Annotated in this window: 13 protein-coding genes; 6 read left to right on the forward strand and 7 right to left on the reverse strand. The window is 61.9% G+C overall.

Annotated features, from left to right (window positions below; all coding sequences use genetic code 11):
• Positions 1-18 precede the first annotated feature (18 nt).
• Both ACODS2_RS07775 and ACODS2_RS07780 read left to right on the forward strand, forming a co-directional pair.
• Positions 19-894, forward strand: coding sequence for an SDR family NAD(P)-dependent oxidoreductase (locus ACODS2_RS07775; RefSeq protein ID WP_488998299.1), 876 nt, complete (start codon positions 19-21; stop codon positions 892-894).
• Positions 894-1673 (forward strand): thioesterase family protein, encoded by a 780-nt coding sequence (locus tag ACODS2_RS07780; RefSeq protein WP_488998300.1) that lies wholly within the window; start codon positions 894-896, stop codon positions 1671-1673. The genes ACODS2_RS07775 and ACODS2_RS07780 overlap by 1 nt, the downstream gene beginning before the upstream one ends.
• A gap of 231 nt (positions 1674-1904) precedes the next feature.
• Here ACODS2_RS07780 and ACODS2_RS07785 read toward each other — a convergent pair whose 3' ends face one another.
• Positions 1905-5492: a hypothetical protein gene (locus ACODS2_RS07785; RefSeq protein WP_488998301.1), complete on the reverse strand. Its 3588-nt coding sequence runs from the start codon at positions 5490-5492 to the stop codon at positions 1905-1907.
• A 317-nt stretch (positions 5493-5809) separates the two neighbouring features.
• On the opposite strand from ACODS2_RS07785, the gene ACODS2_RS07790 reads away from it, so the two are divergent.
• Positions 5810-7333 (forward strand): hypothetical protein, encoded by a 1524-nt coding sequence (locus ACODS2_RS07790; RefSeq protein ID WP_488998302.1) that lies wholly within the window; start codon positions 5810-5812, stop codon positions 7331-7333.
• Complete coding sequence (locus ACODS2_RS07795) at positions 7330-9861, forward strand: hypothetical protein (protein ID WP_488998303.1); 2532 nt, start codon at positions 7330-7332, stop codon at positions 9859-9861. The genes ACODS2_RS07790 and ACODS2_RS07795 overlap by 4 nt, the downstream gene beginning before the upstream one ends.
• A 515-nt stretch (positions 9862-10376) precedes the next feature.
• Here ACODS2_RS07795 and ACODS2_RS07800 read toward each other — a convergent pair.
• Positions 10377-11423, reverse strand: a complete 1047-nt coding sequence (locus ACODS2_RS07800; RefSeq protein ID WP_488998304.1) for a GlxA family transcriptional regulator — start codon at positions 11421-11423, stop codon at positions 10377-10379.
• Between ACODS2_RS07800 and ACODS2_RS07805 the strand changes: the two genes are divergently transcribed.
• Both ACODS2_RS07805 and ACODS2_RS07810 read left to right on the forward strand, forming a co-directional pair.
• Positions 11404-11985 carry a cysteine hydrolase family protein gene (locus ACODS2_RS07805; protein ID WP_488998305.1) on the forward strand — a complete coding sequence of 194 codons (582 nt, stop codon included), beginning with the start codon at positions 11404-11406 and terminating at the stop codon, positions 11983-11985. The genes ACODS2_RS07800 and ACODS2_RS07805 overlap by 20 nt on opposite strands.
• Positions 11986-12495: 510 nt before the next feature.
• Complete coding sequence (locus tag ACODS2_RS07810; protein WP_488998306.1) at positions 12496-13914, forward strand: APC family permease; 1419 nt, start codon at positions 12496-12498, stop codon at positions 13912-13914.
• Here ACODS2_RS07810 and ACODS2_RS07815 read toward each other — a convergent pair.
• The 5 genes from ACODS2_RS07815 to ACODS2_RS07835 all read right to left on the reverse strand — a co-directional run bounded on the left by ACODS2_RS07815 (position 13886) and on the right by ACODS2_RS07835 (position 20247).
• Positions 13886-14770 carry a bile acid:sodium symporter family protein gene (locus ACODS2_RS07815; RefSeq protein ID WP_488998307.1) on the reverse strand — a complete coding sequence of 295 codons (885 nt, stop codon included), beginning with the start codon at positions 14768-14770 and terminating at the stop codon, positions 13886-13888. The genes ACODS2_RS07810 and ACODS2_RS07815 overlap by 29 nt on opposite strands.
• Positions 14771-14816: 46 nt before the next feature.
• Positions 14817-15476 (reverse strand): TetR/AcrR family transcriptional regulator, encoded by a 660-nt coding sequence (locus ACODS2_RS07820; RefSeq protein ID WP_488998308.1) that lies wholly within the window; start codon positions 15474-15476, stop codon positions 14817-14819.
• 66 nt (positions 15477-15542) lie between these two features.
• Positions 15543-17135 (reverse strand): class I adenylate-forming enzyme family protein, encoded by a 1593-nt coding sequence (locus tag ACODS2_RS07825; protein ID WP_488998309.1) that lies wholly within the window; start codon positions 17133-17135, stop codon positions 15543-15545.
• Positions 17128-17574, reverse strand: coding sequence for a MaoC family dehydratase (locus ACODS2_RS07830; protein WP_488998310.1), 447 nt, complete (start codon positions 17572-17574; stop codon positions 17128-17130). Before ACODS2_RS07830 ends, ACODS2_RS07825 begins: the two co-directional genes overlap by 8 nt.
• Positions 17575-17622: 48 nt before the next feature.
• A complete protein-coding gene (locus tag ACODS2_RS07835; RefSeq protein ID WP_488998311.1) occupies positions 17623-20247 on the reverse strand; it encodes an alpha/beta fold hydrolase in 2625 nt (874 codons plus the stop codon).
• Positions 20248-20279: the final 32 nt, after the last annotated feature.

The following is a 20279-nucleotide window of genomic DNA, read 5'->3' on the forward strand; positions in this document are numbered from 1 at the left end:
TAGCAGGGGGAAGCGCGGATGCCGCTTGATCCCGCTCAATTGAAGAAGCTGCACGTCCGGTATCCGTTGCGGCGTGCCGTGATCACCGGGGCGGGAAGCGGTCTAGGTCAGGCGTTAGCACTGGAGCTTGCCGGTCAAGGCTGGACCCTCCTCCTCAACGACAATGACGAATCCAGGCTTGAGTCGATCGTGACGCGCTGCAGAGCGCATGGTGCAACAGTCCATGCAGCGCTCTTCGACGTCGCCGACCTCGATGCCCATCGCTCCTTTGCCGAAGCGTTCCTCCACGACCACGGAGGCTTCGATCTGGTTTTTACCTGCGCCGGGATAGGCGTCGGAGGCAACTTTCTCGATGCAGCGCCTGGTCATCTGCGGGAAGTTGTCGATGTGAACCTGATCGGAACGATGTGGGCGGGGAAGATCTTCCTGCCGGCGATGACCGCGGCCCGTGCAGGACACTTCATCACCATCGCAAGCGCGGCAGCCTATCATGGCCTGCCGAGCATTGCAGCCTATGCCGCAACCAAAGCCGCTGTAGTCCAGCTCTCCGAAACTCTCCGCTCTGAACTGAGATCATCAGGTGTCGATGTGACCGTCAAGATGACCACCTTTTACACGTCCAACATCGCCGACTTTACAAGGGGCACCGTTGCCGATCGCGAGAAAGCACGCTCCCTTGTCGAAATGGCGCCATGGACAGCGGAAGCTGTAGCGGACGCGCTGCTTCTCGCTGTCCAGAGACGCAGATTCTATATGGTTGCGCCGGGCCAGGCTCGCTTCCTGTGGCGCTTCAAGCGCTATCTGCCGGATCTCTACCTTCGCCTGGTCCCCGCTCTGTTCCCAAAACTCGAAGCCAAGTTGCTGGCTAAGGCAGCCATGCGAGGATCGCTGTGATGGCCGTTTTTGAGCGTGGTCCAGACGCCAGTCATTATGCAGCAACGTCGGCCGCCGCTGGCCCCTGGTCGCGAGATGCCTGCCATGGCGGCGCCCCTTCAGCGCTCATCGTGCACACAGCGGAAGCTGTTCCGACATTGGCCCCGATGGACGTGGCGCGGGTCACGGTCGAGCTACTCAGGCCCGTCCCGATCGGCGCCCTTGCAGTTCGCTCGAACATCCTTCGGGAGGGCAAGAAGCTCCAGCTGGTCGAAATTGCGATATCAGCAAACGACGTCAATGTCGCCAAAGCAACGGTGCTGAAGCTCCGGCGAGTGCCCCTGTCGCTTCCGGCCGGAGCCCAACCGCCGCCGTTCGATCGGGCAATGCCGGACGCCGGACAGCCGACCTCGAGCCGTGTCCGCGATGGCTTTGTGGATGCTCACACCACGCTGGCCGTAAAGGGAGGCTTCTTACAGCCCGGCCCTGCCGCGGTCTGGTTCAAGCTTAATCACCCCTTGGTTGAAGGCCAACCGACCAGCGGAGCAATGCGGGCTGTTGCAGCGGCCGATTCCGGCAATGGTATTTCCGGCGTGCTCCCGTTCGATCGCTGGAGCTTCATCAACGCCGATCTCACGGTGAGTTTCTTTCGCAACCCGATCGGCGAATGGATCCTTGTCGATGCGGAAACAGCGTTCGGGCCAGACGGTCGTGCCCTGACACGCTCCCGGCTCGCAGATCGAGACGGTTGGTTTGGGGAGGCCAGCCAGACGCTGCTCATCGAGAAGCGATCAATCTAGACGGGCAACTAGCTGGGCTTACGAGGCAGAGGCGATAAGCGCTTTGTGGATGGTGGCCAGCTAGTAGCTCATTGGTTTGCAATCGGCGGCCGTCGACCGATGCTGAGTGCTTTCGGCCCACAGCTGGAACGGATCATTAATCTGTTCCACCAAGCCGGAACCGCGCCTTCAATGGAGCGGTTACTTCAATGAGTGGGTTTACTGCGGTGAAAGCATGCCAAAAGGCCGCCGCTACAACTCGGCGATCTTCAACTCGATCTGTCTGATTTCATTATCGAGAGATCTGTCCTGAGCCTCATCGAGTGAATCCCTTGCCGTCAGCAATTCAGTTTCTGCAAGCTTTTTCAGGGCTTTGGATTGAAAATGGGGATCTTGGAATTGCTGAATCTCGATCTTGAGCAGGTAGGCGCGTGCGCGTAGCAGCCGTGCGCTGCCCGTTGTGGGGCCGTAGCGCAGATGCTCTGCCCGTTCCGCGCAGTCCAATGCGTGTGCCAAGGCGGCGTCCACATCGCAGATAGCCTCGCGGAACCTTTCTTCCGCCAGATGATCTGTCGCGCATCGGATTCGTATGCTGGCCAGTGCTGCCAGCACCTCAATTCGCCCGCTCGAACTCACACTGCCAGTGAATGCAAGCTCCTCGGCGCGCTCGGCCGACTGCAAGGCAGGTCGGGTCTTCCCGACTGCAAGCTTCAACTTGGCATGATCAACTAGAACCCCGACCCTATCTCCACCGGAGAAACGGCGCAGCCGCGAGGCATTTACATCCAGTAGGGCGAGAACCGTCGCGATCGCCTGGGGGCGGATCAGGTTGCCGGGATCGTCAGATTCCAGATTTCTGGTGCTCAACAGAAAATGGATATAACGTCGGGCGACACGCCCGCTGAGCACAACTGGATCATGATCACTGATCTCACCGATGATTGCGTCATCAGATTCTTTGTACTCGATGGCTTGGTAGAGTGTGCGCGCGTTCGCTGGATCCGGATCGGTCATGCTCACCAGCTCTGCCTCGCGTGCCAGAAGCCGCAACCGCCCCTTGGCGTTCCTGAACCGGTCTGTTGCATGTTGATCGACTGGCTGATCGTTAGACTGCGCCGAGGGGTCCGTAAACTCGTGCTTGCTCAGGAGAAACCGGACGTAGTCGAGCGCACCCAGCAGGCCTGCACGCAGTTCGGGGGCGGCGGTTGCGATTGGTTTCGGCGCATCGCCGCCCGGATTGGCGGCATCGCTGGGGGCAGCCATACCGATCGGCACCGGCGCCTCGCCGCGCAGAACGGCTGCATCGATGAGGCAGCAATAAATGCGAGCAAGCCTGTTAGCGTATTGGACACGTGCCGGATCGCGCACGTACCTGTCCGCGAGGCTGGCCACCTCCTCGACAACATCGTAGCGTTGAGCGTGAAACGCGGAAAGTGCCACCGTCGTCATCAGTTCGATGACTTCGACAGGAGAGAACGGCCCATCCGAATCCAGATGCCGGGGCAATTTGTTCGGGAACTCCAGCACGCCCAGCACTGGTTGATGCACGGTGCCCAGTTCGAGAAAGATGCGTTGGTAGAGTTCAAGCCGCAAGGCATCTTCATCGAAAACCATAGTAAGCCGGAAGTCTCTATCGATATCCTCTTGAAGCAAGCACTTCACCGCAAACTTCAGCGCACGCTTTCCTGAAAAGATGTCATCATCAGTGCTGAAAATCTCCTCCTCGCTCAGCCGAAGCGGTGGTCCGTGAACACCGATTTCTTCACTCCCGTTGTAATTGATCCCAGCCAGAAGCGCGACGAATGCCTGAATATCCCTAGAGGCATCTTCGGACACCCGATTGCCTATGGGTGAGCTCATTTTGGCCTTTTTGATCTGGGCGCGATCCCGCGCGAGCCTTGCAACAAGCCGGTGGCTGCCAAGCGCAAAAGCAGGGTGCAGTTCGCGCAGCGCGCGCTGGAAGCTGGCGGCGATCGGCGCGTCCATCTGCCAGCTTTTCTCATCCTTGTCGGCATCCTCGTCGAAATCGAACTCGTCCGGATCGAACCGCACGACCGGAAGCCGGCGCAGAAATCGTGTGCCCACAATCGTCATGAAGTTGATGAGCGCGCTATCGATGTCCTCAGGCATGTCGATCGTGTCGCCAAGGGTTTGACGCCAGCTCTTGAGCAGCCGACGCAAGCTGTCGGTCCGCAGGCCATCTCCGCTTGCTGAAACAAGGGCTATGGCTGGCAAGAGGTGCGCATCCTTGATGGCGGTGAACAACCTTCCATAGAGGGTCAGACGCTTTTTCTGGCGTTCGGCTTTCGGTGCCCGGAGGAAGGTGGTTATCTGATCCTCGGCCAGCGGACTTTTTTCGTGCAGCAGACTGACAAGGGCGGCGAGTGCAATCAGATCATCCGAGCGCATCCCGGTCTTGGCAAAGCTCGGCTTGAAAGTGACTGACGAAGAGCGATGCTTGATCGAGAGGAATTGCCTGAGATCACCCAGCTTGGGCTCTGGAATGAAGTGTACGTCAAACTCCGGAAGATCCAGTGATATTGGAATATGCCCTGCAACATCTTCGGTGATCGAAGTGGTTATCAGGATACGCGTTTCGGGACAGGCTCTTACGAGGGCAGTGATCAGCCTCGTGATGCCGGAATCGCGCACAGCCTTTCTGCTTCGGTCGACATTGTAGATGTCTACGTCGTTGAAAATGAAGAACGCCGGCAGGTTCTGGTAGTTTTCCTGGATGAACGAGATCGTGCGGTCCAGCGTCATGTTGGCGGGCGGCGTCCGCCGTACCGGGCGATCGGCCAAGCCGGAACCAGCTGCTCTTGCATCGACCTTGCGTTGATATTCATCGAGGAAAGCGAGCACGTCCTGGGCGAGCGCCAGATAATCCATGTCGCTGGCCATCCAGCTTCGCACCGGCAGGTGGATACTCTCGCCGTCGATGCGGCGCCTCACCGGGCTCCTGCGCACCAATTCGAGAGCAAGATTCTCGAAGCCGAGTGAGAGCTGGACAAGGAGCTTTCTCACTGCGCTCTTCTTGCCATGGAACGGTTGGCCCGCAACGATGGTGAGCGGTTTGCGATTCTGGACGAGGTCGAGCAATTCCAGCACCGCTTCATCGGGCTCGGCGATTTCTTCTCCCGCGCTCAGCAACGTGTTGCCAGTGCCCGGCTCGATCACGCGCAGGCCAAGAAGGTCGTCGATCTTGCTGAGCGATGCGGCAAATTCCCTCTCGTCGAGGGAGACAAATGCCGCGTCCGGATCTGGATCGACTGCCAGAAGGGCCACGATCTCGCCATAAGCCGTCGCGAGGTTGGTCCAGGGCCTCGCGATGATGGTGCTGAATTGCTCCAGCTTGTGGGCCGGCAGGCCGTTATCCATCAGATGGCTAGCTGTGTAGCTCTTCATGATCTCCAGAAGGGCTGGCGCTTCGTCGACGTCCTTGGGGCATCTACGCTTCTGCTGACCCGAAATCAGATCGCCAAGATTGGTCTGAAGAGTTGCATGACGCTTGTCGTACCATTGAATGTAGATTTCGGTCTGGTTATCGCGAGCCCAAGCACTGACCTTTATCGCAATCTTCGACGCCCTGCCTTCGATCCCCGCTCGGCAGACCAGCAGGAGCGCCATGACCCAGATCTTGCCCCTGATGCCGACAACCGCCATCTCGCCAGATGTGGAGCCGGACGGTGGAGGCTCTCCCCAGAATTCTCTCCACCGGTCCTTCCCGAAGATCGAGAATAGCACCGGCCGCCCATCCACAAACGCAGAGTAAGTAGTATGCAGTAGCTGCAGGGCGGCGTCAGAATCGCCGTTTGTCAGGTAAGATTGTTCCTTTGCCACGCCCACCCCTGTGCGCAAGGGTCAGGCCCGGGGTCGATCCCCGGCAGCCCCCACCAGCAGTAAAAGGATGGCAGGTGCACTCGCAGTGCACTAGCGGTTTTTTGCAGTGCACTTGCCGACAGCAACGCTGCAGTTGACTGCACCTTGACCGCCGCTTGCTGCCGCAGATTAACGCCGGATTCACCACATATCGCTCGCTGCACCGGCGGGCTTTGCCTCATTCTGGGCCAGCAGAACAGCGATCCAGCTGCTCCGCGGAAGGAGGCCGTGCCGACGTCTCCTTCGCGTGATGCTTCGGCATTCGACAGGACTCTGGTATGGAACACTCGACTGGCACGCAAGGCGCCGACCGTCCCGCTCGCATGTGGCAGCGTGGCTGGTGGACCTCGGCTTCCCGCCGACATGTCTACATCGTTTTGGTTGGCGCAGGCCTGAACTTCACGTTTGTCTCGATCGGCTTCAATGGTGCATTCGGCGCCAGTTGGCCGCTGGCGTTCGCGATCGCGCTTATCGCCATTTCCATCCAGACCGTGCTTTATGAAGAGCTCTTGAACAACGGTCTCCTCGGGTTTGTCTTCGGCATTGGCTTCTGCCTTGCCGCGATCAGTGGCAATGTCGTGCTCGCCGCAGGTGGCATTACCGCAGCCTTCGGCGCCGACAACCTCGGCAGGGCAAGCTTCACGCAGGCCGTTGGTGAGCAGCGGCGCGCAATTCAGGCCTTTGTTTCCAGCATCAACGCATTCGCCCAGGCTGCCGATGGCGTGGCGCGCCACAGCAGCGAACAGTATCTTGTCGAGGGCCGGCAAGGCGGCACTTGCGATGCGAGCCCGCCCGGCTCCAACGGTCCCTTCAGCCGTCTGCGCCAGCAAGACGCCGAGCAGACGAAGCAGGTAAACGCCGATCTGATGGCCGTCGTGGCGGAAGCGAATGCGCTTGATTCTGCGATCGATACGGCAATCGCGAACTACCGCGCGTCGCAGCATGCTAAGTCCGTAAAGGTGATTGGCGATGCCACGATCCGGGCTGGCATGCTCGCCGGCGATGCTCGCGTTGCCGCCGCACGCCAGTTCTTCGAGACGCGTGCGGCACAAGTCCGCAACGGCCGCCCCGATAGCAAGAATCCGGTACACCTTGTGTTCTGCCCGCGCGATCAGGCACTGGCTGGCTATCTGAAGGCAGCACTTGATCAGCCTCTGCCAGTCGCGCCGCCGCGCTTCGAGGCTCCGCCGGTTCCGACCGATGCCACCTCGGTGCAGGGACTGTTCTCCGCCCTTGCCGCGAAGGCGCAATGGAAAGAAGCCGATCTCGGTCCGTGGCTTGCATCGCTGTGGATCGCGCCGGCGCCCGATGGTCTGTTCCTCTATGGGCTTTACCTGCATCGTCGCCGCCGGAATCGGGAACGAACGTTGCGCGGGCGCCAGGCCGAACGACTGGGGATCGATGGCGATTTCGATGCGACCATGCAGCGCGTGCGTGACGATACGCGGCTCAAGGACCTGCACGCCAGCCACATCCGCGAGCACTACTGGTTCGTCGTGAGCAGCGACTGGCTCGCCATCCCTGCATCGGACTGGCAGCGTTGCCACTGGGCCAGTGGCCTTGTCGATATCGGCGAAGCCTTTGATGCGGGTTTCCGTCTCGGCCGCGAATTGCCGAAGGGCGCGCAGGGTTTTGATGCCGCCACGACCTACCGGGTGTTTGCACTGCGCAAAGAGGTGTGGAGCAAGCTCGAGATCGAGACGATCCGCAGCATCATCGGGAACCTGAATCCTGAATCGCCCCCGCCCGAACAGCCTACGTCCAACCGCCCCGAACCCGATCAGGCAAAGGATGCAGCATGAACACCTTGCGCTTCATTCGCGTGGACTCAAATCTCGCGATCCAGCTTAGAGTGGCACTCTTGCGGCGCTCGTGGCTGTCCTCGAGCAGCACAGCAGCGACAGAGGCAGCGCGGCAAGCGGCCAACGACCAGAACGAAACCGCGCAGCCGGGCGCCGAAAATCATCACGCTGCGCCGCAGGATTCTGCGGCGCACCCTGTGCGGCAACCAGAAACGCGCCCCGCAGGAGCACAAGGCGGCCTGACGCTCGCTTGGAGCAGCGATGCAGCGTCCGACCGGGCTGAGCTGGTACAAGACGATGGGCAGCAGTCGTTCGACTTCGGGGATCACGGGGTCGTGGTTCCGATCTTCTCCCGGAGCGGCCCGGGCGGCGACAATCTTCGCAGCGACGGCATCAGCAAACCGGGCACGGCGCCGGTTCAGGGAGCGCCGTATGGGAACTCCCGGCGTTTCGCGCTTCGCTTCGGCTTTTGGACCGGTCTCACGCTGACCGGGCTGGCAGCGGCTGCGACGATGGCTGTCCCTGCCTACTCCCTGGCGACCAAGGACGCTGCCGAACGCAAGATGCAAGAGTTGACCGCTGCCCGCACCGGCGTGATCGTCCTCGATGCTGATGGAGCTGAGCTTGGTTTGTTGCCGCAACCTCACGGTGATCCGAATCACGTCGCCTGGCCGCAGGAAGGCCGCAATCGCGACTTGATGAGCGGTCTGACGAGGCTCGAAAGCAACTGGGAATACTTCGGGATTTCGCCGCTGCGCGCTGCGATGGCCATGGGCTGCTTTGCGACCGTTGCACCGCTGCATGGCAGCAGCGCCGCAAAACGTAGCTGCGGCGGCGGCTCGACCTTGCTCATGCAGGCATCCACGCTCGCGCGGGGCGGCAAGCGGGGGCGCAGTCTGGGCGAGCGCAAGGCGACCGAGCTCTCCGACGCGGTCGGCCTCAGCTGGAACATGACCCCCGGGTCCGAGGCACGCGAACGCTTCCTGCTGACCAACCTGCCATTCGGCGATGCTGGCCTGCCGATCGCGGGTGTTGTCAACGCCGCGCATGTTCTGACTGGGCGGCGGTTGGAGGATCTCGAACTCGCCGATTCCCTGATTCTTGCAAGCGCAGTCAAGCGCCCCATGGCATTCTATTGCCGTGATGTGACCTCGGCGGAGCGAGAGGATATCCGCATGCGGTGGAGGCAGCTGCGCAACCGCGCCATCTATGCGCTCGACAGGGAGTTCTCTGCCCGGCCAGACTACCGCACGATCCGGACGAAGCTTCTGTCGATGCCGGATCGTTTTCGTCCGGCAGATTTGCCCGCGAACCTCGGCACAGGGCTTTCGCCGCGCAAAGCCTGCCTCGCCTCGGCCAACCCGTTGCAAAAATTTGAGATTTTGGACTCAAGCATTCGTAACGTTGCTGTCGATGAAATCTTGGCGCTTCCGGTCATTGCGGGGCACCCGATCACCGGCGTGCGTCTGGGGGCGCGGCTTGCCGACCAGCGCGGTTTCAAGGCCGACGTTGAACAGACGCTCGCCGGCATGCAGGCAGCTAAAAACGAGGGGCAGTGGTTGCGCAATCTCGTTCCCGGCAACAATCCATCGTTGCCTGGAGCAGGCCCCGCCGATGTGCTGGCGTTTACAACCGACAAGGCGGGGGTTCTCCAATCGCTCTACACCTCCAATGGCCGCCCCCTGCTGTTCGAACAGCGGCGACTTGGCTCGGTGTCAAAGCTGGTGGCATTGCTTGCGCTGGCACGTGCCGGACGAACCGTCGACACCGTCTTGTGCAACCATGCATACCGCGGGCTTCAGAATGCGGGCGGCGACAGGGGCTTTGCGGACTGCAGGGATCCGCGCGCGAGGACTAAGATTGTCGATGCCTTTGCCGAATCGAAAAGCCTTCCGATTCTTGACGAACTGCGCAAGGTCGATCCGCGGCTCCTTGCCGAGACCGCCAGGCTCGCCGGTTTGCGCGATCCAGGGAACGACTTGCCCTATGCGCTGGCCTTCGGAGTGGCCGAAGGTCGGCCTGCAGAGCTTGCCGCATTGGCATCCGCAATGGCCAATGGCCTTGCAGGGCAAAGTCCGGCAGACGCGCAAGCTGCGGTGCCACATGCCATCAGCAGCTATCGCCGTGACGGCAGCTGGCATCGCTTTCCGGCAAGGACAATCGATCTTTCAAACTATTTCGCCAGCTCGACGGCCAGGACATTGATAGCTGCGGCGGGAGGTGCGGCGCTTCGCTCTGGCCGTGGCACCTTGCGAGCGGCGGTCGGAAATGTGCCTGCGGGCCGCTTCGAGATTGCCAAGTCGGGCACAGATGCACGTGAGGGCTTGAGAACCTACGCAAAGACTGCGTTGGGCAGTCGAGACGGGTTCGGGTGGATGGCTATGGTTGCAGCGGACAAGGGACCCGTCGGCGAATCCAGGGTTCAAGCGATTCCATTAGTCAAGCTTACCCGCGATCGTGCAGCACGCATGCAGGGCGATTCGCCATCAACGGTACTTAAGCGATCGACTGCCAAGACCACCGAATGATCCCCCAACCTGGCACACCCAAGGGCTGAGTCTTCCACATGTTATGGATGCAGAGACTAAACGCTGCCCCAGTATCGGGACAAGACATTTCCTTATTTCAATTAGAGCCAGCCGTTCCCGTTTGCTACAGAAAGTGCCGTGTCCTGCCGAATGCAGTCATTCAAGCGGCGAACCGGGAACGGCAGCTTAGTCCCAGTTCGCGTCATTCGTAATGCAGCGTTGGCACAGTAGCGTACAGGGTTGCGACAACGCGTCGTACCAGCAACCCGACCGCTCTGCTGAAGGGCGCACTGATCACGCCCAAGTCCAAGCACCATTCCGCAATTCCGGATCCCAAGGAACTTGGGGGTCTGCTACGCAACCGTCCCAATGGCGCTCGCAATCCGTGCCCAGCGCGCAGGCGGCCCAACGGCGGGGTTTGGGAAGACTCGCAGGCCTGGCGGTCATTCGTCTGGCCGTCCCGGCTAACCAGCTTCTGACCCAGAGGCGTTCGTCGCGTGAGCAAGTTGTCGGCCTCAGCGCGGACGTGCCATGCGGCGTATAGCCTGTGGTGGCTGCCCATAGCGGGTCACAAAGGCCCGCCTCATGCGCTCCGTATCGTTGAAGCCGACGGCCCGTGCGATGACATCCACTGGCTCAGAACCGTCCTGCAGCCGCAGATAAGCCGCTTCGGTGCGCAGTCGCTCGATCGCCTTGGCGGGCGTCTCCCCGGTCTCCTTCCGAAACGCGCGCCCGAACTGGCGCGGGCTAAGCCTCGCGGTCTCGGCCAGCCTCTCGACCGGCAGCGGCTCCGACAGGTGCTCGCGCGCAAAGGCGAGAGCGATCCGAATCCGGTCTGAGTCGGGCTCAAGCTGCGACAGTGCAGAAAACTGCGATTGGCCGCCCGGTCGTCGATGATAGACGACCAGCTCGCGGGAAATCTGGCGCGCCAACTCAACGCCGTGATCGGCCTCGATCAACGCCAGTGCCAGGTCAATGCCGGCAGTAATGCCCGCCGAAGTCCAAATCCGACCATCGGCGACATAGATGCGATCCATCTCTACCGACACGGCCGGGAAGCTCTCCTGCAGGTCGCGCGCGCGTGACCAATGGGTCGTTGCCCGCCTGCCGTCCAGCAACCCTGCCCCGGCGAGCAGGAAAGCACCGGTGCATATGCTCGCGATCCGGGTGAGGCCGCTTGTCAACCGCCGCACAGTCGCGATCTCATCCTGACAGCGCATGGCGTCGATCGCTCCGCCGATCACCAACAGCGTGTCGAATGCGGTATCGTCGGCTGAGGCCGTCTCGATCCGCAAGCCCGCACCGCTCGTCATCGGCCCGCCCGTCCGCGACAGAATGAGCCAGCTGTAGAACTGCCGCCCAGCCGCAGCATTGGCCGCCTGGAAGGCGTCCAGCGGCCCTGCCAGGTCGAGAAGCTGAAAGCGGGGAGGGATATAGAAGCCGATGCGATGAGCCATGTCTCTTTTTAAGGGATCATTGTCCTTTGCGCCAGTGGCGCCGTCGCTAAGATCGCGCGCATTACCTTTTCGAGGGACAAACCAAATGCTGCCGACCAATGCCACCCTGCTCGTGATCGACGTTCAAAAAGGCTTTCTGGAGGCGTCTTGGGGACCGCGCAACAACCCGGACGCTGAAGCCAACATTGCAGCGCTGATAGCGGCTTGGCGCAATGACGGCCGACCGGTCCGGCACATCCACCACGCGTCCCGATCGCCTGCGGGTTCCTTCTTCCGCGGCACGCCCGGCCATGATCCCAAACCCGATTTCGTGCCCGCGACTGGGGAGCCGATACACGTCAAAGATGTCAACAGCGCGTTCATCGGGACGAGCCTGGAACAGGATCTGCGCGATGCCAGCGTAGACACGCTTGTCGTGGTCGGATTAACGACGAACCATTGTGTGTCTACCACGGTTCGCATGGCGGGTAATCTCGGCTTCACCGTCTACCTAGTCGAGGACGCAACCGCGACTTTCGACCGGATCGGGCTGGACGGGAAGATGCGCCCTGCAGCAGAGGTCCACGCCGCCGCGCTCAGCGACCTGTCAGAGGAATTCGCGACGATCGTCAAGACCGATACTGTGTTGCGCGCCTTGGGCGCAAGCGAGCCGCCTGTCGCTGCTTAGCTTCGTGACAATCAACCTCTACCTTGCCTTTGTTGCCACGAACGCTGTCAGGATCGTGGCCCCTGGCTCGACTCGTGCTTTCCGACTTGCTGCTAAGGATCGCGATGAGCAAGGTCCGAAGCCACTGATGCGCAGGGTCCGATTTCAGCCGCGAATGCCAGGCAGCGCTGACAGGGAGCTCAGGCAACTCCAACGAAACCGCGAACAGCGCAAATCCAACATGACTGCAAGATCTTGCACTATGACACTTGGCGCACAAGCAATCAGGTCTGAACGCTGCGTGGCGATGGCAGTGGAAAAGATACTCGGCGTTTCGAGGCGAATTTCTCGCGCCTGACTTACAGCTGCCAGAGCCCGGCGCTTTGTTGCTGGAACCTGAGTCTCGCAGATGGTCTGCGATTTTTGGAACGGCGGATCACGCAGCGACCATCGCTTGAACAGGCGACAAAGTGAAAAACCGATATTGATTCTGTTTTTTGTTGACCACCTCGGGGGATGACGTAGCTTGCCATGGTTTGCGGCCGCAAAGCGCAAGCCTGCAAGGAGGTACCCCTGCTCATCCCGCCATCTGAAGAACCCGCTCGGCTCACTGGATCCCTCGGCCCGTGGCAGTATTTTGCCCTTGGCTTCGGCTGCATTGTCGGTTCAGGCTGGCTGATCGTCGTCGGGCAATGGCTTGCGCTTGCCGGCCCGGGGGGCGCGGCGCTGGGCTTTCTGATGGGCGGCGCGATGATCGCCGTGATTGGCTGGAGCTATGCAGACCTGACGCGCGCGATGCCCGAAGCCGGTGGCGATTTTCTATATGCGCTCAACAAGCTCGGCCGTTTTCCGGGCTTCCTCGTCGGCTGGTTCCTGCTGCTTTACTATGTTGCCACCTGCGCATTCGAAGGTGTCGCCTTGGGCAGCGTGGCGCAGATGTTGGCCCCCGGATTGCTGGCGGAGCCGCTTTACACCATAGGCAAGACCGGGGTCTCGCCTATGGCCATCCTTGTGGGCCTGACAGCGGGGTCCTCGATCTTCATACTTAACAGCTGGGGCATCCGCGCTGCTGCCCGGTTTCAGGCGATCGCAACATATGGCTTTCTCGCAGTCGCCATATGCATTCTCGCTCTTGTCGGCCTACACGGGCACGCGGCCAATCTTTCGCCATTTATCGTAAGCCAAGCAGCAGCCGAGCCGTGGCAGGGCGTCCTGACGGTCTTCGTCATCAGCATCTTCATGATGGACGGCTTTCAGGCCGTCGCGCAGGCGGTCGAGGAACGGTCGCCCCATGCCCCGATGCATGTCGTCAGCCGCGGGATTGCCCTTTCGATCCTTGCAGGGACGCTGTTCTACGTCTTTGCCATCCTCGCGAATGGCCTAGCCCTGCCCCGCCCCCAGATTGCGGGAAAGCCGCTTGCGACCGCCATCGCCGCCCACGCACTGCCCGGTGGCTCGCTTCTGGTAACGGCATTGCTGCTCGCCGGCATGGCATCGCTGCTCAAGACATGGAACGCGATGACGATCATGGCCGTGCGATTGCTGGTGGCGATGAGCCGGCATGGCTTCACGCCGCGTGTCTTTGCCCGGCTTTCTGGCCCCGGCCAGGTTCCCTTCGCAGCGATTGCCGTGGTTTCAACCTGCAGCCTGGCAGGCCTCATGTTCGGACGAGCAGCGATTGATCCGATCATCGCGATGGCATCGATCACGCTGGGGTTTGTCTACGGCGGGACGTGTCTGGTCGCGCTGCGCCTTCGCTTTCACGCAGGTCCCCGGGCCTTTGCGATGCCGGCCGCCGGTATCGGCGCATCAACGTTGATCATCGGCATCGCCATTCCCGAGCCGTTCCGCCACAGCAGCGGCCTTCCCGTGGAATACGCAATCCTCATTGGCTGGCTGATTGCGGGACTGGCCTACTGGATCATGGTGCAGCGGCGTCGGCCCGGATGACACTGGGGCGCTTTTGGCGGCGCTGCACGATAGCGATCGTCAGCAGCGCGCCGGTAAAGCCTATGGCCGCGTTAAGCAGCAAGGGCAGCACCAGAGCCGGCATGCCGAACGCAGCAACGACGATGAAGATGCCGGTCTCCTCCTGCCGCACCTGATGGGCCATCAGGATGGCCACACGCCGCTCTGCCGAAGCGCGGGTCAGTGAAGCGATCGTGAGGCCGAGAGCTGCTGCGGCCACATTGTAGGCCAGCACCGGCACGAAGGCATTGCCCAGCGCGGATATGAGGGAGGCGCGTTCGGACAGGATGAAGCTGCTGAAGATGAGCAGCACTACGATCCCGCCGACTGTCTTGACGCGGCGATGCCACACCAGCGCCCGCAAACCAATGGCACGGCGCACCACCATGCCCAGGCTCACGGGCGCGGCAACGACCAATCCGACCCGCGCCACAGTCTGTCCCCATGGCAGTGCGACTGCCGTCTCATGCACTCCGGCAATGGGGCCGAGCACTTCGAGTGCAGCGGGTGTCACCAGCACAGAAAGCAGGCTGGTCATTGCCAGCAACAGCACCGAAAGCGCGAGATCAGCTCGGCCCTGCGCCGCCAGGACAGTCGAAATCGCACCGGCCGGGCACGATCCGATCAGCAGCAACGCCAGCCGGATATCGAGCGGCGCCTGGCACACGCTACCCACCACGATGGCGACAAGCGGGAGGCCCACCGAAACGGACATCAGGTAGCCCAGCATTCGCACGGGCTCCTGCCGCAAGGCCGCAAAGGCTGACGGGGTAAGCGCAAGCCCCATGCCGAACATCAAGGCCGCGAGTGTCAGCGGCAGTGCAAGCGCGGCTAGCACCGTACGGCCTCAGCCGGGCAGCCGTGGTTCGCAATTTCGCTTTTTCTCATTTCGGGCGTGCTTTTCCCGATGCGAGCCGTGCCAGCGTATGAGACGGATCCGTGCCGATGACCGCCCGGTACCACAAGGTCGCCTGCTGACGGACAAAGACGTCCGGCCCTGCGGCAACTTCGGCGAGATCCGTATTGCCCTTCGCGATGAACACCGACCAGACGAAGTCCTCTAGGCTGGAGAGGAGCCAGTGTGCGGTGAACACTGCCGTCGGCCCGTTGGTAACTTCGCCTGCCAAACTGCGCGCGCGCTCGATAGCCTTTTCGAGGCTGCCGCGCAGGATCTCACGGTTCTCGCGCCATGCACGATAGGCCGTCGATCGGCGCATGATCACGGTATAGATCAGCCGGGTCAGCAGCGGATTGCGGACGTAGCTCTGATAATAATTTTCGATGATCTTGTAGGAAATCTCGAAGAAATCGCTCTCCCAATCGATATTCCCGACAATTTCCTCGTGATAGCTGCTGCTGGCTTCCGCGGCCATCTCCTCAAGCAAGGCATCCTTGCTCTCAAAGTGGAAATAGAACGCGCCGATCGTCAGGCCGCTCGCCTGGCAGATCTCCTCGAGCGTGATGCCCTTCCAACCAAGCCGACCGTATAGCCCAAGGGCGGCATCCTTGATCGTCGCACGGGTGCGGATGCCCTTGGGCAGCATGCGTTTCTTGCGGACAGGTTCATTCATGCAACGGCGGCCTTGATTCAAAGACGGGAGCGCACAGCGTCACGGCAAGTCTGCCGCACGCAGGCGTAGCGCAGCGCGATCAACCTTGCCAACGGGCAAGATCGGCAGTTGATCGGTCAGTGTGTAGGATTTCGGCAGTTTGTAATTGGCTAGATACCTGCGGGCATGCTCCCTGAGCATGGCTTCGGTAAGCACGGCCCCGGGCACAGGAACCACGAAGGCATGGCCGACTTCGTGAAACATGGGATCGGGCCTGCTGACGACGACCGCCACGGCGACGCCGGAGTGTGCTTCGAGCGCGGCTTCGATTTCAAGCGGATAGACATTGTAGCCACCCGATTTGAACATTTCCTTGGCCCGACCGTGCAAGTGGAAGCGCCCCTGCTCATCGCGCAGGGCGAGATCGCCGGTCTTGAACCAGCCATCATCGGTAAAGGCGGCCTTCGTGGCCTCGGGCGCATCGAGGTAGGAGTGCAGCACGCCGGGCGAGCGGGTCTGGATTTCGCCGATCTGGCCCTCACCGCAGATCGTGCCATGATCGGGATCGGCGATCCTGACCTCGTAGCTCGCTTCGGCATGGCCGACTGTCTCGACCAGTTCGTCAAGATCGGCATCGGGCGCGGTGAAGCAGATGCTGCCGGTGGTTTCGGTCATGCCGTAGAAGTTGTGCATCGGCAGCCCAAAGTCGGCCAACTGCTCCGCAACGGCGCGCGGCATCGGCGCGCCGGACCACAGGATGCGGCGCACATGAGCAAAGCGCGCCGGATCAAAATCGGGATGCGCCATCAGCATCTGCAGCATGGTCGGCACGCCGCCCCAGACCGTGATCCGCTCGCTTTCATAGGCCGCGAGCAGGCGATCCGGATCGAACGAGTCGACGAAGATCTGCGTTCCGCCCTGAACCAGAATCGTCGTCGCCGTATCGCAGATAGAACCGACGTGGTTGATCGGGAGCGGATTGAGTGAGCGCCCCGCATCCATGCCATAGTGGTGCGCCTGAACCCGAGAGCAGGCAATGAGGCCCGATTGCCGCAGCAATGCCCCTTTCGGCTTGCCTGTCGTGCCCGATGTATAGACCAGCAGGCAAGGCTCGGCCGGGTCCGGATCAGGGCCAGAGAGCCGCGCGCGTGATTTGAGCAAGACATCGTGGCCCGGGAACGAACCACGCGGGCCATCAAGCAGATACGCGCCGCAAGGTGCAGGAAATTCGGCCTGCAACTGCTCCAGTTCGGGCAGGAAATCGCGATCGCCAATCGCGCCGCGCGCGAGGATGAGTGCGGGTCGGGCGTGCCCGACAAGATAGCGCAACTCATCCATCGTATAGCGAGGGTTGAGCCCGACCCAAACCGCCCCGGCCTTGACCGCGGCGAGGAAGGCGATCCATGCGTCGGTATGCGGCGGCGCGAGCGTCGCCACCCGGTCACCCGGCTTGACCCCGGCCTCGCGCAGCCCCGCCGCCAGCATATGGACCCGCTGCGCAAGCGACGCATAGCTGTAGCGCGCACCGCCGAGATCGGCGGCCGCTTCTCGATCGGGATCGATTTGCGCGAAGTGATCCAGATAGTCGATGAGCCGCGGGAAATCGGGGACGGCCGCGCGCTGGGTGGGGTTCCAGGTGGGCAGTCTATTCATAGACGAGCACCAGCCACTGCGCTGTCATGGCCGGCTTTTCGTGGCCTTCGCTTTCGAGCGTCACGTCCCAGGTCAACATCACACCGTTATCAGGGCGAACCTTGGCATCCTGCAACACAAATGCAGCACGGATCGTTTCGCCGACCAGCACCGGACGGATGAAGCGGACCTTGTTGAGACCATAGTTCACATGCTGCGTGATGGCGGGATGGCGCGGCATCTGCTCGATGAAGTGCGTGAGCAGCGATAGCGTCAGGAAGCCCTGCGCAGCGGGCTTGCCGAACGGACCATGCTGCGCCTGCCGGGGATCGATGTGGTGCGGATCGAAATCGAGTGTGACCCCGCCAAATGCGGTGATGCGGTCCTGCGTCATGGTGAACCACGTGGTGTGCCCCACGGTTTGTCCGATCTGGCCGGCGAAGTAGTTGGCAGCCTGCATTACAATATCTCCGCGAATGATGACTTTGAAAGGATCTGACGGCCTGCTTCAGCGCGCGGCCAGCTTGTGTGCCGGCTCAAGGCGCAGACGCTGCATCAGGAACGCGGCCTTGAGCGCTGCCGAACCGTCGTATCCGGTTGGCACGTCAGCCGTGTAGCGATTGACCGCGATAGAAAGCTGCTGCGCGGGGCAGTAGTACATGCTCGAACCCCAGAAGCCCGAGTGGCCCCAGCATTCCACGTCATCGACCACCACCTTGTGGATGCCCAGCGCATAGGACGTTGGTGTTCCGTCCAGATCGTTGACCGCCGGAATGGCCTTCATCAACTCCAGCGTCCTGGTCTTGTGGAAGACCTTGCCGGTCATCAGCGCGCTGATGAAATGGGCCTGATCTTCCAGCGTCGAGATGAGGCCGCCGCCGCCATAAAGATCGAACGAGGGATCGACGCCCGAGACATCCTGCCCGCCGATCGATTGCCCGGCCCGCGGCGGAGCGCCGGCGGGTACAGGTTCCAGCGTTTCGAACCAGGTATTGCGCAGGCCAAGCGCGGCGTAATCGATCAGGCTGGCGTAGGCCGCAGCTTGCGTCTTGCCGGTGGCGCGCTCGATGATATCGCCCAGCAGCACATAACCCGTATCGCTATAGCCATACTGCGCGCCGGGCGCGCCGAGGGGCTTCATCTTCATGCCCCATTGCACTTGCTCAAGCCGGGTCCAGCGCTTGCCCGGCTGGGCTGCGACTGCGCCCTGGTAGGCCGGATCCATGGCGTAATCCGGCATGCCGGACGTGTGATCGAGCAGTTGGCGGACCGTGATCTGGCCCGCGGGGTAGCCCGTGCCGGTCAATGCCGCCTCGAGTTCGGGCGAAATCAATCCCTTGATCGGCTGATCGAGTTGCAGCTTGCCGTCTTCGACAAGGCGCAGGATGGCAACGGCCGTGAACGTTTTGGTCTGGCTGGCGATGCGGAAGGTTTCGCGCCCATCAAGCGGCTCGGGCGAACCCAGCTTGCGCGTGCCGGCTGCCACAACGCCCTCGACGCCGATCTGCGGCGCCATCACATAAGCCGCGCGCGCGGGCAGGCCGAACTTGTTGACGGCATTAGCCACAGAGGCCTGGACAAGCTCAAGACCCGGTGCCGCACCCTTGGTATCGGGAACCCAGACGGGCTCAGGCACCGCCAAGACGCAGCGCTCATCAAGCTTGGCGCCCGGCGCGCTGACGAACTGCGCGAGCAGATAGGCAAAGCAATTGGTCTGATCGAGGCTGACCGCGTGCTCGGTCCACGGGAACACAATCATGTGCGCCTTGCTAAGGCTGTTTTCGGCAATCCGCCCGTGGAATGGCGGCGCAACCGAGTCATGCTCGCCATAAAGCAGCAAGGTCGGCGCATCGCCCTTGGGCGGTTGCCCCTGCGCGGGATCGACACGTGCGAAACCCCATTCCTTGCACACCTTGCGCTCGAGCAGTTCCTCACCGCGAACAACGCCGATTGTCGTCTTGCCCCAGCCATCGCGGATTGCAGCCTTCATCGCCGCATCGCCGGGATGAGTCGCCACCTCTTCGGCGCAGAGCATGCCGACCTGCTGCGCAATGTGGCCGCTGGTGCCCGGATACCGCGGATCGTGCGCCTCAGCCACGGGCGCCGACTTCGCATAAATCTCGCGCGTGGCGAGGATCGGGCCGAAATCGCCTCGGCCGGCCGCCATCACAGCCGCCGGCACGCGCGAGAACCCGTCGATGCCGGGATGATAGAGCGACCATGCAACAAGGCCCATGAATTCACGGGCGTCGAGCGTGTCGGGCTTGCCAACGGTGGTGATCTGCACCGGCTTAGCCGCAAGGCGCGCGATGGTGGCCTCATAAGTCGCGCGCAGATCCGGGAACTGCTTGCCGCACCGCTCGGCCGCACGGCACCGCGCGAAGAAATCGCTCACTGCGCGCAGGCGGTCCCAGCCGGAAAAATGTGCGCCGGTGATCTGTGCGGAATCGAGAATCATCGAGCGCATCGCACCCGGATCCTTGCGGAGCAGCGTGGTCGCGACCCGGCCGCCGTAAGAAACGCCATAGACGTTCCAGCTCGCGACCCCGAGGGCCTTGCGCAGATCAATCAGGTCATCCGCCGCCGCTGGTGTCATGTAAGAATTGAGATCGGCGCCCCGCGCCCGGATCTCGGCCTTGCAAGCCGCGACCGATTTGGGTCCGGTATATTCGGGCACCGAAACCCAAACGAGATGATGCGGCTGGTCGGTATAGGACGGCACACTCTCACACCCGAAGAAGGGCTTTGCCAGCGGATTGCCGCGCTGCTCGACCACGATCACATCACGGCCCAGGACCATCGGTAGCGCGCCGAGGCCGCTGACAACCGAAAAGCCGGCCCCGGTCCCGCCCATGAGGAAGAGGAACGGATCCTTCGCCTTCTTGGCCTGATCTGGCGCAGGGATCACGGCGACCGGCACACTGATCAATCGCGTTGCCCCACCGTCACGGCGTTCGGGCACCTGCAGTTCGGCGCAGCGCGTACCAGCCGGAGCGCTGACCGGGCAGGCGTCCAGCCATTTCAGCGATGGAGCATGAACCTGGGCAGGAGCGGCAGACGCAGAAAAGCCGCCCGTCAAGGCAAGCAGGCTGGCGCCGATCCAAGCCCCGACTCGCGTACTGTAATTCGTCATTCGCTTCTCCTCCGGCATCGGGATCGACCTGA

This window comes from Novosphingobium sp. FG137, assembly GCF_057809735.1.